Here is a 14032-nt window from a genome sequence, read left to right as displayed (position 1 = left end):
TGTCCGGCCGGTCGTCAGCTGCCCTTGAAGACGGGCTTGCGCTTCTCGTGGAAGGCCTCGACGCCCTCGCGGAAGTCGTCGGAGGTCCTGAGCCGGCTATAGCAGTGGCCCTCGAGCTCGATGGAGGTCGACAGGCTGGCGTCCTCGGTGTCGTTCAGCAGCTTCTTGGCGGTGCGCTGGGCGAGCGGCGAGAAGGTCCGGAGCTCGTCGACGAGCGCGTCGGTCGCCGCCTCCAGTTCGCCGTCCGGCACGAGCTCCGAGGCGATGCCCCAGTCATAGGCCTCCTGCGCGGAGATCCGCTTCGACCGCATGACGATGTTCTTCGTGCGGGTGATGCCGACGATCTTCTGCAGGCGCGCCGAGCCGCCCGACCCGGGGATCTGGCCGAGCTTCTGCTCCGGCAGCGCGTACTGGCAGGTCTCCGACACGATGCGGAAGTCGCAGGCGAGCGACAGCTCGAAGCCGACGCCGAAGCAGTAGCCGCGGTTGGCGACGATCACCGGCTTGGCGCAGCGCGCCGGGGCGGCGATGTTCCAGGCGAGCTTCGACACCGTTTCCGGGCTCGCCTCGACGAAGCCCTTGATGTAGCCGCCCGACGAGAAGTTCTCGCCCTCGGCACGCACCACGATGACCCGGACCTCATCGCACTCATCGAGCGCCTCGAACGCTTTGCGGAGCTGGTCGCGCTGGGGCATCGTCACGACGTTGAACGGCGGCCGGTCGAGGACGATGTCGGCGCGTTCCTTTGCAGCGTCGATGTCGATGCGGAAACCGTCGAGGTCTCCAAGCCCGAGGTCGGTCGGACTGGTCATGCAGCAGACTCCTGTGTCGGCGGATTGGATTCGGGATCGTAGTCGCCGGCGGTCAGCTTGCGGCGCAGAAGCTTGCCGACCGGCGATTTCGGGAGCGCGTCCACGAAGACGTACTTGCGGGGGCGCTTGAAGTTGGCGAGGCCGGACGCGCGACAGTAGGCGTCGAGCGCGTCCGGCTCGATTGGCCTGGCGCGCTTGATGAAGGCGGCGACGATCTTGCCCCAGCGCTCGTCCGGCAGGCCGACGACGGCCACGTCGGCGACTGCGTCGTTCAGCGACAGGCAGCTTTCCACCTCGATCGGCGAGACGTTTTCGCCGCCGGTGATGATCATGTCGTCCACCCGGCCGACCACGAACAGGTCGCCGTCGGCGTCGAAATAGCCGCTGTCGCCGGTGAAGTACCAGCCGTCGCGCAGCGCCTTGGCATCGGCGTCCGGCCGCTTCCAGTAGCCCTCGAACGCCTCGTCGCCGGCGAGCAGCGCGATGATCTCGCCCTCCTCGCCCGGACCGGCGAGGTCGTCGGGGCCCGTCGCGCCAAGCTTCACCACGCGGACGATCTGGTTGATGCCGGCGCGCCCCGCCGAGCCGGGCTTGGCCACCGCGTTCTGGTCGACGGTGAAGGTGTAGATCTCCGACGACCCGAAGTGATTGACGAACAGGTCGGGTTGGAAGGCCGCATCGAGCCGCTTCAGCAGCCCGTCGGTCATCGAGGCGCCGGCAAAGCCGAGCTTGCGGACGCTCGACACGTCGGCCTCGGCGAACGCCGGATGGTGGACGAGGTCGTGATAGAGCGTCGGCACCAGATAGAGGTTGGTGATCTTTTCCTGGGCGATGAGCCCCAGCGCTGCCTCCGGCGCGAAGCGCGGCAGGCAGACGAAGGCACCGCCGATCACCGACATCGCCAGCAGCGAGCGCACGCCCATCGTGTGGTAGAGCGGCATCACGCCCAGCGTCCGCTCGCCGTGGCCGTAGACGTTCTGGGCGACGTGGGCGATCGCCGCCGCACGCTCGGCCCGGTGGCGGCGCGGCACGCCCTTCGGCCGCGACGTGGTGCCCGAGGTGTAGAGCATCACCGACCAGGCATCGGCGCCGACACGCGCCACGGCCTTCGGCGCCTCGGACGCCAGCACCGCTTTGAACGCAGCGTCGTCCACAGAGAGCGCCGGCACGGCCCTCGCCTTCTCCGACCCCTCGACCGCCTCGCGCCACGCGTCCTCGAAGTAGATCGCGCGGATCTCGGCGTCCTCGACCGCGTGGTCGATCTCGTCGGGCTTGGCGCGGAAGTTGAGCGGCGTGACGATCAGGCCCGCCAGCTGGCAGGCCCAGTGCAGCGTCGCCGCCTCGTAGCGGTTGGCGAGCACCGTCAGCACGTGGTCGCCGGAACGCAGGCCGAGGGCGTCGAAGTGGGCGACCACCGCGGAAATCCTGGCGTACCACTCCGCATAGGTCAGCCGCACGTCGCCGTCGACGATCGCCAGCGCGTGCGGATCGCGCGCGACGCTGGCGAGGAAGCTCCGGCCGAGATCAAGCATGGCGCACCGTCTCCTCTCCCGATCGTTTCGCCGCGCGCAGGCTTTCGGCCGCAGCCACCGCCGCGCGCATGATCGGCCCGTAGCCGGTGCAGCGGCAGAGATGGCCGGACAGGTGCTCCCGGATCTCCCCTTCGCTGGCGTCCGGCCTGTCCTGCAGCAGCGCGTCCAGCGACATCAGGATGCCCGGCGTGCAGAAGCCGCACTGCAGGCCGAAATGCGCCCTGAACGCCTCCTGCAGCGGCGACAGGGTCTCATCGCTGGGCGCCAGGCCCTCGACGGTGCGGACATCGGCGCCCTCGGCCTGCACCGCAAGCGTCAGGCAGGCCCGTGCCAGCGTCCCGCCGATCTGGACCGTGCAGGCGCCGCAGACGCCGTGCTCGCAGCCGACATGGGTGCCGGTGGCGCCGATCTCGTGGCGGAGGAAATCGGTCAGCAGCATCCGCGGCTCGGCGTCCCCGCTGACCGGGCGACCGTTGAGGATGAAGCGGACGGTGTGGCGGCGACCGAGTTCTAGACGCGGCATCGGACGGCCTCCTCGATGGTCTCGCGGCCGAGCCGGCGTACCAGCTCGCGGCGGTAGCGGGCGCTGGCATGCAGGTCGTCGCGGGCCTGCAGCGACCAGGCGAATTCGTTGAGCGCGTCGTCGAGATCGCCGCTGTCGGGCAGCGGCAGATCGCGCACCACCGGCACATCGGCGACGCCGCCGACGGCCAGACGCGCACCGTGCGCATCCACCACCGCTGCGCACGCGACGATGGCGAAGTCCCCGTGGCGCCTGCCGATTTCGCGAAATGCGCAGCCGGTCCCCGAACTGCGCTTTGGCAGCGAAACGCATTCGACCATTTCGCCTGCGCGCAGCTCCGTCGCCATCATTCCGATAAAAAAATCAACAGCTTGCACCGTGCGCACGCGGCTGCGCGTACGCAGCACGATATCGCCCGCAAGTGCGCACAAAACGAGCGGGAGCTCTGCGCTCGGGTCCGCGTGCGCAACCGATCCGCAGACGGTGCCGCGGCTGCGGGTCTGGGCGTGGCCGACCCACGGCAGCGCGGCCTTCACCAGCGGCAGATGATCGCCCAGCCCGTCCCAGTTCAGCAGCGCCGCCTGGCGCACCCCGGCGCCGATGCGGACCCGGTCCTTCACCACCTCGATGCGTGCGAGGTCTTGGATGCCCATGATGTCGACCAGCAGCGACGGCCGGGCGAGGCGCATGTTGAGCATCGGCATCAGCGACTGGCCGCCGGCCAGCACGCGGCCGTCCTCGCCGGCCTCGGCCAGGGCATCGGCGGCCTCCATGAGGCTTTCTGCCTTCAGATAGTCGAACGCCGCCGGCTTCATCGGGCACCTCCGAATAGGGTCCTGAGCCAGCTAATCAACCTGCCTCCCCTGCCCCCGCCCGCGCCTTCCGCCGATGATCCGCCGCCGGCGTGGCGGGCCAGCGCCTGGAAGAACTGGCCGATCACCACCCGGGCCGCCCCGTCGAGCAGGCGGCCGCCGATGGAGGCCACCTTGCCGCCGATCTCGGCCTCGTAGGTGTAGGCGACCACCGTCTCGGATGGACCTTTCTCGGTCAGGGTGACGCGGCCGGTGCCGCGCCCGAAGCCGAGCCCGCCCTCGGCGAAGCCGGAGAGCGTGACGGCCTGCGGCGGATCCGGATCCAGGAGCTCGATCTCGGCGCGGTAGCGGCCCTTCACCGGGCCGACACCCAGCGTCACGTCGGCGCGGAAGCGCGTGTCGGTGAGCTTCTCCACGTGATGGGCGCCGGGCACCACGGCCTTCAGCGTTTCCGGGTCGAGCAGCATGTCCCAGATCTGCTGGCGCGGCGCCGCGACCACCGCCTCGCCCTCGCCCCGCAGCTTGCGGCCGCCGGCCGCGTCAGGGGCCGGGGCGGCTTGAACCTTCGGCTGACGCTCCTCGCCGTGCAGGTGCTCGGAGATCTTCGACGGCGTCAGCGGCAGCGTCACGTCGGCGATGCCCAGCGCATCGGCGACCGCGTTGGCGATGCACACCGGCGTCGACATGCAGTTGCCCTCGCCGACACCCTTGGCGCCGAGCGGCGTGAACGGCGACGGGCTCTCGAAGTGGAGGATGACCGGATCGGGCACCTCCATGGTCGTTGGGATCAGATAGTCGGCGAGCGTGCCCGACAGGAAACTGCCGTCCGGCGCGTAGGCGTATTCCTCGTAGAGCGCCGCGCCGAGCGCCTGGGCGAAGCCGCCGGTCACCTGCCCGTCGACCATGGCCGGATGCAGGATCCGCCCGCAGTCGTGCATGGTCACGTAGCGGTCGATCCGGACCGCGCCGGTGACCCGGTCGATCTCGACGCCGCAGTAATCGAAGATGAAGCCGTGACAGAGCGAGGAATTGATCTCGTCGTCCGCCGTCGGCGCCTGTAGCTGCTCCGGCGTCCAGAAGACGGTTTCCTGGATGGTGTGGTCGACGCCTTCGGTCAGCGTCGCCGGCGCCCAGTGGCTGGCGGCCGCGACCCGCGAGAACGAGACGCCGTTTTCCGGGTTGCCGCGCGCCGCCAGCCGGCCCTTCTCGAAGACGATCTCGTCGGGGGGCACGTTGAGCTGGCTGGCGGCGAGCCGGGCGAGCTTGTCGCGCAGCCGGTCGACGGCGAGCCTCGCGGCGCCCGCCACCGCCGGCGCGAACCGGCTCGCGTAGTTGCCCGAGGCGATCGACCAGGCGTCGCGCGACGTGTCGACGTCGGCGGTGACCCGGATCGCCGCCGGATCGAGGCCGAGCCCGTCGGCGACGATCTGGGCGAGCACGGTGCGATGGCCCTGACCCTGGGGCACCGAGGCGACCTTGACCGAGACGCCGCCGAGGGGATCAAGCCCGATGGTCGCCACCGCCTGGGCGCCGTTCTTGGGGCCGGCCTTCGCCCGCTCGGCCGGCGTCAGGACCGTGGTGATGTAGCCCATGTTGGAGACCGACGGCTCGACCACGGCGGCAAGCCCGATGCCGTAAATGCGGCCTTCGGCCCGCGCCGCATCGCGCCGGGCGATCAGCTCCGCCAGCCCGCCCTCGGCGACGGCCATCTCCAGGGCGGCCGGATAGTCGCCGGAATCGAGCAGCGCGCCGGTCGCGGTCTTGTAGGGAAAGGCGCCCGACGGCACGAGATTGCGGCGGATGACGTCGAGGGGATCGAGCTTCAGGGTGCGGGCGATCTCGAAGACCAGCCGTTCCAGCGCGAAGTAGATCTGCGGCCCGCCGAAGCCGCGGTTGAGGCCGGTGGGCGTCTTGTTGGTGAGCACGACCCGGTTGTGGATGGCGACGTTGCGGATCGCGTAGGCGCCGGTCATGTTGCCGTGCATCCGGTAGAGGGTCGCCGGCTCGGGGGCCCTCAGGTGGGCGCCGCAATCCTCGATCTGGTCCCAGCGGAGTGCCGTGATGGTGCCGTCGCGCTCGACCGCCGCATCGAGGCGGGTGGCGCGGTTGGTGGCGGACACCGAAGCGGTCAGGTGCTCCAGCCGGTCCTCGATCCACTTCACCGGCCGGCCGGTGGCGCGGGCCGCCGCCGCCATCAGGATCATGTAGGGAAACACGCCCTGCTTGACCCCGAACGAGCCGCCGGAATCGCGCGGCGTGCGCAGCCGCAGCCGGTTGCCGGGAACGCCCAGCGCCCGCGCCACCACCGCATGGATGGAGAACGGGCCCTGGAAGTTGGCCAGCACGTCGAAGCTGCCCTCGCCCGGATCGTATTCGGCAACGACCCCGTACGTCTCTATGGGCGTGCAGGAATTGCGCGGATAGGTGACGTCGATGCCGACCCGGTGCGGCGCCGCGGCGAACGCCGCATCGGGATCGCCATAGGAGAAGGACCGTTCGGAGATGACGTTGCCGCCGAGCCCCTCGTGCAGCACCGGCGCATCCGGTTCGACCGCCCGCCGCGGATCGACGACCGCGGCGAGCGGACGGTAGCGGACGTCGATCAGGTCGACGGCGTCCTCGGCCAGATAGCGGTCGGAGGCGACGACGAGGGCCACCGGCTCGCCCATGTAGCGCACGCGATCGCGGGCCACGGGCCAGCATTCGACCGGCGCCTTGACGCCCACGAGGATGGAGTTGGTGAGGGCGGCGATGTCGTCGCCGGTCAGCACCGCGGCGACACCGGGTATCGCGCGGGCGGCTTCGGCATCGATTGAGATGATCTCGGCGTGGGCGTGGGGCGAGCGCAGGACCGCCGCATGCAGCGTTCCGGGAGGGGCGCCGAGATCGTCGAGATAGCGGCCACAGCCGGTCAGCAGCGCGGCATCCTCGAAGCGCTGGATGGACCGCCCGACAAAGGCCGCCGCGTCGCGAACTTCCTGCACCTGGGTGTCACCTCCTGGCCGACGCCGTTTCAGCGCTCCGGTACGGCGCGTTGGCCGAGCCGCAACCGGTCCCCGCATTGCTACGCGAGCCCTGTCATCACGGCAAATATCTGTTGATGATCAAATGGATCATCAATCGTGATTTCATCTGCCGCAAAGACACGGCGCCGGCAGGCGGCATCATGAGGATGCGTCCATTCCCTGCCACACTTCCTCAGGGACCGCTTTCCGCCGCCACGCCCGGCGTCCATTGGACGCTTCCAGATCTTTCAGGACGACCTCATGCGCATACCCTGGCACCCTCCGACGCCCCCGGGACCGAAAAAAGGCGCCCCGCACCTCTCCACCCGCGCCTGGCACGGGATGGACGCCGAGGACGTGCTTGCCGCGCTGTCGACGGACCGAAATGGCCTCGACACCGCCGAGGCGGAGCGCCGGATCGCCGTCTATGGTCCCAACGTGCTGCCGCAAGGGCGGCGCCAGAGCGGGCTCGTCCGCTTCCTGCTGCAATTCCACAACCTGCTGATCTACGTGCTGCTCGCCGCCGGCGTACTCGCCGCCGCGATCGGCCACCCGACCGACGCCGCGGTGATCTTCGCCGTCGTGCTGCTGAACGCCATCATCGGGTTCGTGCAGGAAGGGCGGGCCGAGGACGCGCTGGAAGCGATCCGCGGAATGATCGACCCGCAGGCTTCGGTGCTGCGCGACGGACGGCGGGCCACCGTGCCGGCCGAGGCGATCGTCCCCGGCGACGTGGTGCTGCTGGAGGCCGGCGACAGGATCCCCGCCGACCTGCGGCTCCTGCGGGCCCGCAACCTGCGGGTCGACGAAGCGATCCTGACCGGGGAATCGGTGCCTGTCGACAAGGCCACCGCGCCGGTCGCCCCGGATGCGTCCCTCGGCGACCGCCTGTCGATGGCGTTTTCCGGCACCTTCGTCACCGCCGGGCTCGGGATCGGCATCGCCGTGGAGACCGGCGCCACCACCGAACTCGGCCGGATCAGCGCCATGCTCGGCGGCGTCGAACGCCTCGTCACGCCGCTGGTGCGGCAGATGGCGGGGTTCGCCCGCCAGATCACCCTGGTGGTGCTGGCGGTATCGGCCGTGATGTTCGCCTATGCCGTGTTCGTGCAGGCCTATCCCCTCGACGAGGCGTTCATGATCGTCGTCGGGCTTGCCGTCTCGGCCATCCCCGAGGGACTGCCCGCGGTGATGACGATCACGCTCGCCGTCGGCGTCAACCGGATGGCGCGGCGCAACGCCATCATCCGCCGCCTGCCCGCCGTGGAGACGCTGGGCGCGGTCTCGGTGATCTGCTCCGACAAGACCGGCACCCTCACCCGCAACGAGATGACCGTGCGCACCGTGGCGACGGCCGAGGCGGTGATCGCGGTGGAGGGCAACGGCTACGATCCGGAAGGCGGCTTCGCCATCGACGGCGTCGCCGTCGATCCGCCGGAGGTGCCGCTGCTGGAGGACCTCGCGCTGGCCGCCCTGCTCTGCAACGACGCCCAGCTGCACCGAGGCGATACCGGCTGGACCGTCGTCGGCGACCCGATGGAAGGAGCGCTGGTGTCGCTGGCGCTGAAGGCCGGCCACGCGGCGGAAGCGGCCCACGCCGGGTTCCCGAGGCTCGACGAGATCCCGTTCGATTCCCGCCACCGCTTCATGGCGACGCTCAACGGCGGCGCCGGCCGGGACCCGGTCGTCTACGTCAAGGGCGCCCCGGAACGTCTGCTCGCCATGTGCACGACCGCGGCGACGGCGGCGGGCCCCAGGGCCATCGACGCGGACCACTGGCGGCGCCGGGTCGAGGAAATGGGGGCGGGCGGCGAGCGTGTGCTCGCTCTGGCGCGGCTGGCGGTGGCTCCGGGCACCGACGACATCTCGCCCGAGACGATCGACGGCGACCTCTGCCTGCTGGGCCTGGTCGGGCTGATCGATCCGCCAAGGCCCGAAGCCATCGACGCGATTGCCGAGTGCAAGGCTGCCGGCATCCGGGTGAAGATGATCACCGGCGATCACGTGGCCACGGCCCGCTCCATCGCCGGGCAGCTGGGCCTCGGCGATCCGCCGCGCACCGTCAACGGAACCGAGCTGGTCGACCTGGACGATGCCGCATTCCGCCAGCGGGCTGTCGAGACCGACGTGTTTGCCCGGACCAGCCCCGAGCAGAAGCTGCGCCTCGTGGAGGCGCTGCAGGCCGATGGCTCGATCATCGCCATGACGGGGGACGGGGTGAACGATGCGCCGGCCCTGAAGCGCGCCGATGTCGGCGTCGCGATGGGCGGAAAGGGCACGGAGGCGGCCAAGGAGGCGGCCTCCATGGTGCTCGCCGACGACAACTTCGCCTCCATCGTCGCCGCGGTGCGCGAAGGCCGGACGGTCTACGACAACCTGACTAAGGTGATCGCCTGGACGCTGCCCACCAACGGCGGCGAATGCATGGTCATCATCCTGGCGATCCTGTTCGGGCTGACGCTGCCGGTCACCGCCGTGCAGATCCTCTGGATCAACATGGTCACCGCGGTGGCGCTGGGGCTGACCATGGCGTTCGAACCGACCGAGCCGGGCACCATGACGCGGCCCGCCCGCCCCGCCGGCCGGCCGCTGATGACCGGCCGCCTCCTCTGGCGGGTCGCCTTCGTCTCGACGCTGATGGTCGCCGGAACGTTCGGCATCTACGCCTGGGCGACGGCGCGGGGCTCCAGCGTCGAGACCGCCCGCACCATGGTGGTGAACACCATCGTGGTGATGGAGATCTTCTACCTGTTCTCGGTGCGTTTCGTGCACGGCACCTCGCTCACCTGGACCGGCGTGCTCGGCACGAAGGCGGTGCTGATCGGCATCGTCACCGTGGTGATCGCGCAACTCGCCTTCACCTACCTGCCGGTCTTCCACCCCGTGTTCGGCAGCCGGCCGCTGTCGCTCGCCGACGGGCTCGTCATCGTTGCCGTCGGCGTGGCGCTTCTGCTGGTCGTGGAGGTGGAGAAGCGGGTGACGGGCACGCTGTTCCGCCGCCGCTGACGCATCGCGCCGGCGGGCAACCGGTTCAGCGCAGGCGCGGCCGCATCAGGCTGCCGATCATGCCGGCACTGACGACGGCGAGGCCGAAGAGCGACAGCATCGGCGGCTTTTCCCCGAGCAGCAGCGACGCTTCCACCACCGCAAAGGCGGGGACCAGGGCGGCGAAGGCGGCGCCGAGCGTGGCGCCGAGGATCGCGATGCCCCGGCTGAACAGGAACAGGGCGACGACCGACACCAGGATCCCCTGGTAGACGGCCTGGACGAGGAGATCCTGAGACGGCGCCTGGAACACCGCGCCGCCTTTCACGACGAGGTAGATCGGGCAATAGACCGCCGCCGACAGCGTCGACACGATCGCCGTCGCCCGCAGCGCGGTGACCGCGTGGATCTTCGCCGTGACGGTGAAGATCGCCCAGAGCAGGCCGCCGCTCAGAAACAGCGCGATCGCCTCCGCGCTGGCCTGCGAGGCCCGAAGCTGGCTCCATCCGGTCAGCGCGATGCCGCAGATGACCGCGAGCAGCCCCGCCGACTGGCGCCGCGAAAGCCGCTCGGCGAGCAGCGCCCGCCCGAGAATGGCCGCGTAGACGATCATGCTGCCGGGCGACAGCACGGCGAACGTGCCCACCGGCGCGCTGGCAAGCCCCGCCGCGACCACGAGGATGTACGGCGCGCCGACGCCCGCCACCATCAGGACGACGGGCACCGGCCCGAGACCGCCGAACCCCTGCCGGACGAGGACCGGCAGCATGACGAGACCGGCGACGGCGTAGCGCAGGAAGGTGACGTCGTAGCCGTCGAGCTGGGAGTGCGCCACGGCGAAGCGCGTCGCGACGGGAAACCCGGCCCAGATCAGCGCCGCGAGGAGGCCGCTCCCCACCCCGACAAGCCATCGATCCACGGGCCGTCTCCCTACCGGTGCAACCCGGCCATGAGCCGCGAGAAGACCCGATTCCGCAAGGGCCGGATCCGTGCGGCACTTGCGGGGGTGTGGACGGCGCCCCCTGCTGCCGGGCACAGGGCTAGCCGGGCCGCGTCTCCGCGCGCTGCCGCCAAGCGCTTCGGCTGCCCGCCGGGCGGGACCCCGCCGCTGCACCGATCGGCGCGCGCCGCACCGGCCCGGGGGCACCCGGCCTCGAGGCCGGCTGGAGACGGCTGGAGCGCCGGAGGATCCCCGACAGGCTCAGTGCAGCCGGCCTTCCAGCCGGTCTTCCCGGGGGGCCGGGTGCGCCATCTGCGCGATGGCGGCGGAGATGTGGTGGGCGGCCGTGGCGTCGTGCGGCTCGATCGACTGGCGGATATATTCCAGCATCGCGATCAGCGTCTGGCGATCGGACTTGCGCTGTTTGGACATGGGGGCTTGCCTGTCTTGCGATAGAGGTCGCGCAGCGGATCCGCCGCGCGGGGATTGCGGCCCGGCCTGGCGGCCGCCTGTGGGGCGGCACGCCGTTCGGGATGCCGGACCGGGCCGGCGGTCAGGCGGCCTGGTGCAGCCGCGGATGCGCCACCGCGCCGCGCGGCCGCAGCCGCATTTCCAGCGCCGGCGGGATGATGGTGATCACCGGCTTCGGCGGCGGCGCCGGCTCGGACGAGGCGAGCTCGACCTCGAACGACGCCGCGATCTCCAGCGCGATCAGCTGCAGCTCGAGCAGCGCCAGCGACATCCCCACGCACACCCGGGGACCGACGCCGAACGGCATGTAGGCCGCCCCGCTGTGGGTGCGGGTGATGTCGAACGTCTCCGGATCCGGCCAGTACTGCGGGTTGCGCTGCATCTGCCAGGGACTGATCAGCAGCGACGTGCCGGCGGCGAGCTTGCGGCCGCCCAGCTCCATCGGCTGGCGCGTCTCCCGCGACAGCCAGTAGGCGGAGGGGTAGAGCCGCAGCACCTCCTTGACGAAGGCCAGCGTGGTGGTCGCCTGGGGCAGGCGCCGGGCATCGACCTCGCCGTCGGCGGTGCTGACGACACGCGCCTCCCGGGCGATCTCGGCGGCGATGTCGGGATGGCGGCCGAGGAAGTAGAGGATCCAGGCGGCGGCCGAGCCGGAGGTGTGATGGCCCGACAGCAGCAGCAGCAGGATCTCCTCGTGCATCGCCTTTTCCGACAGGTTCAGCTGCTCGAGGGCCGAGATGAGGCTGTGCCGCTTGGCGTCGGAGCGCGCCTTCTCCACCACGAAGCCCATCGTGCGCTTGGCGGCGGCGAGCTTCGCCTTCTTGCGGTTCTTCACCCAGGGGAAGTCCGGCAGGATCTTGAAGATCTCCGCCGCCAGGTCGTCCTCGGCGAGGTGCAGCGCGGTGATCAGCGCCGTCTCGTCGGCGGCCGACAGAACGCCGTGGCCGAACAGGATGGTGGCGACGATCCGCACGGCGAGCGGCGCCGTCGCGCGGTGGGCGTCGAAGCTGCCTTCGCGGGCGAGCATCGCGGCGTGCTGGCGGATCACCGCGGTGATCTCCGGCACGAAGCTGGAGGAGACGCCCTTGGCGAGCTGGCTGTGGATCGCCGCCCGGCGGATGCGGTGCTCCTCGCCCGACACCACCATCGAGCTCTCGCCGATGATCTCGCGCAGCTTGTAGATCAGCTGCCCTTTGTCGATGAGGTCTTCCGGCGCCCGCAGGATCGGCTTGACGAGGTCGGCGTCGGTGACCAGGTAGACGGGGCCGGCGCCCATGGACAGCGGCACCAGCGGGTCGGACGCCCCGTTGCCGCGATCGGTGAAGAAGGCGAGCTGGTCACGCTGAAACGCGATCAAGTCCGTCAAAGGAAGTTTCATCGGTGACCTCCAGGAGCGTTCGGGGAACCGCGAACAGCATGCCGAGACGGCGGCGCTGCTCGTGGATGGGGATTTCGCCGGCGACGCCGAACAGCATGCGGCCGCGCACGTCATGGCCGACCGGCTGCGGATCGCCGTAGCGGCGCGTCTGGATGCCGAGCCGGTGGAGCCAGCGTTCGTGGCGCAGGTCGACGAGGGCCGGCAGCGCCCGCGCGCCGCGGCGCTCGGCGAAGTCGAACATCGCCGCGTAGAGCGAGATCGCCAGGCCGGACTTGTCGGGGTGCAGACCGAAGCGGCTGATCTCCCAGGCCTTCACGTCACTGGGGAAGGCGTCTTCCGGTGCGATGCCGGGAAAGGCGTCGCGCACCAGGTATGGACGATCGCACCGGATCGCGCGAAAACAGCCCTTGAGCTGGCCGTTTTCGAGGAGCGCGCAGTACTCGGTCAGCTCGGTGTCGAACTCGTCCAGCTCGAGGCCGTCGTCCGTCTTCAGCACCCAGCCGAGCTGGTCGGCGAACAGCTGCTTGCGAAACCGCGACACTTCGAGGTGCAGCCGCGGGCGATCGGAGCGCCGGTACAGGATCGCCTTCAATTCTCTGGGCGCATCGCACATGAATGGGGCCTTCCTCTGGGGTATGAGAAGAAGGTGCCCAAAGGGGGCTCATGCGGGCATCCCCAATTTTGGGGAGATTTGTCGGAAGCGGAATGAAAACCGAGGAAATCATCGCTCGCGTGGAGGCCTGCGCGAGCCTCGACGAGCTGCACCTAGCGCTTCAAGCCTATATCGAAGCGAAAGGATTCTCCGCCTACGCCTTCATCGACAACGATCGGCATGGCGAGGCGGACCCGCTGGTGCTGCACTCCGTGTCGAAGGCATGGGATCGCGACTACCGGGACAACCAGTTCCTCGACGTCGACCCCTGCCTGCCGGCGGCGCGCAGCCGAAACATCCCGTTCACCTGGAGCGATCTGCCACCGGTGGAGCGGAGGGGCAAGCGCAAACCCCGCGCCCTGCAGCTGATGGACGCGGCGAACGACCACGAGTTCCGCAACGGGTTCGTCATCCCGTTCCACTATCGTGACCGCCTCGGCGCCTACTATTCTAGCGTATGCACGCTTTTCTGGACAACCTCTCCGCGAGATTTTCTGCGGCGCCTGCGCTTCGACCGGCACGAGATGCACATGGTGCTGCTCTACTGGGCCCAGCAGGTGGTCGATATCTCGACGAAGATGCAGAACGGGAGCCGCATCCGCCCGGCGAACGAGCCCGAGGCGGAGGGAATCTACCTGACCGAACGCGAGAAGGAAGTCCTGCTGTGGTCGGCGCTGGGAAAGACCAGCGCGGATACGGCGGACATCCTGCAGATCTCGCGCGAAACCGTCGAATCCCACATCAAGTCCAGCATCGAGAAGCTCGGCGCCACCAACCGGACGCACGCGGTCGTGCGGGCGATCTTTCTCGGCCTCATCGTTCCGTGACTGGCCTGCTCCCCGGCAAGTGGCCACTGTTGTGAGTTAGATTTCGGCTCCAACATTGGAGCTGAGAATGCCGAAGAAGCGCTATTCCCCTGAAC

General features: G+C 69.8%; 11 protein-coding genes. 2 read left to right on the top strand and 9 right to left on the bottom strand.

What is annotated here, in order from left to right; all coding sequences use genetic code 11:
- Window positions 1-14: 14 nt before the first annotated feature.
- Genes ACSSVZ_RS25125 through ACSSVZ_RS25105 form a run of 5 tightly spaced genes read right to left on the bottom strand, consistent with a single transcriptional unit; the run spans window position 15 to window position 6663 of the window.
- Window positions 15-812, bottom strand: a complete 798-nt coding sequence (locus ACSSVZ_RS25125; RefSeq protein ID WP_453973537.1) for an enoyl-CoA hydratase/isomerase family protein — start codon at window positions 810-812, stop codon at window positions 15-17.
- Window positions 809-2344, bottom strand: coding sequence for an AMP-binding protein (locus ACSSVZ_RS25120; RefSeq protein WP_453973536.1), 1536 nt, complete (start codon window positions 2342-2344; stop codon window positions 809-811). Before ACSSVZ_RS25120 ends, ACSSVZ_RS25125 begins: the two co-directional genes overlap by 4 nt.
- The gene (locus ACSSVZ_RS25115; RefSeq protein ID WP_453973534.1) at window positions 2337-2867 is read right to left on the bottom strand and encodes a (2Fe-2S)-binding protein; all 531 of its coding nucleotides are present in this window, start codon (window positions 2865-2867) and stop codon (window positions 2337-2339) included. Before ACSSVZ_RS25115 ends, ACSSVZ_RS25120 begins: the two co-directional genes overlap by 8 nt.
- Entirely contained in the window at window positions 2855-3682 is an 828-nt protein-coding gene (locus tag ACSSVZ_RS25110) for an FAD binding domain-containing protein (protein ID WP_453973532.1), read from the bottom strand. Before ACSSVZ_RS25110 ends, ACSSVZ_RS25115 begins: the two co-directional genes overlap by 13 nt.
- Entirely contained in the window at window positions 3679-6663 is a 2985-nt protein-coding gene (locus ACSSVZ_RS25105) for a xanthine dehydrogenase family protein molybdopterin-binding subunit (protein WP_453973531.1), read from the bottom strand. The genes ACSSVZ_RS25110 and ACSSVZ_RS25105 overlap by 4 nt, the downstream gene beginning before the upstream one ends.
- 363 nt (window positions 6664-7026) lie before the next feature.
- On the opposite strand from ACSSVZ_RS25105, the gene ACSSVZ_RS25100 reads away from it, so the two are divergent.
- A complete protein-coding gene (locus ACSSVZ_RS25100) occupies window positions 7027-9690 on the top strand; it encodes a cation-transporting P-type ATPase (RefSeq protein ID WP_453973556.1) in 2664 nt (887 codons plus the stop codon).
- A 25-nt stretch (window positions 9691-9715) separates the two neighbouring features.
- On the opposite strand, the gene ACSSVZ_RS25095 is transcribed toward ACSSVZ_RS25100, so the two are convergent.
- The 4 genes from ACSSVZ_RS25095 to ACSSVZ_RS25080 form a co-directional block, all read right to left on the bottom strand.
- Window positions 9716-10588, bottom strand: coding sequence for a DMT family transporter (locus ACSSVZ_RS25095; RefSeq protein WP_453973530.1), 873 nt, complete (start codon window positions 10586-10588; stop codon window positions 9716-9718).
- A 282-nt stretch (window positions 10589-10870) separates the two neighbouring features.
- Entirely contained in the window at window positions 10871-11041 is a 171-nt protein-coding gene (locus ACSSVZ_RS25090; protein WP_453973529.1) for a hypothetical protein, read from the bottom strand.
- Window positions 11042-11162: 121 nt separating this feature from the next.
- Window positions 11163-12458: a cytochrome P450 gene (locus ACSSVZ_RS25085; protein ID WP_453973528.1), complete on the bottom strand. Its 1296-nt coding sequence runs from the start codon at window positions 12456-12458 to the stop codon at window positions 11163-11165.
- Window positions 12418-13071: an acyl-homoserine-lactone synthase gene (locus ACSSVZ_RS25080; protein ID WP_453973527.1), complete on the bottom strand. Its 654-nt coding sequence runs from the start codon at window positions 13069-13071 to the stop codon at window positions 12418-12420. The genes ACSSVZ_RS25085 and ACSSVZ_RS25080 overlap by 41 nt, the downstream gene beginning before the upstream one ends.
- Before the next feature lie 92 nt (window positions 13072-13163).
- Between ACSSVZ_RS25080 and ACSSVZ_RS25075 the strand changes: the two genes are divergently transcribed.
- Window positions 13164-13937 carry an autoinducer binding domain-containing protein gene (locus ACSSVZ_RS25075; protein WP_453973526.1) on the top strand — a complete coding sequence of 258 codons (774 nt, stop codon included), beginning with the start codon at window positions 13164-13166 and terminating at the stop codon, window positions 13935-13937.
- Window positions 13938-14032: the final 95 nt, after the last annotated feature.

It is taken from the genome of Amorphus sp. MBR-141, assembly GCF_053628695.1.
This window is presented reverse-complemented; position numbering and strand designations above follow the sequence as displayed.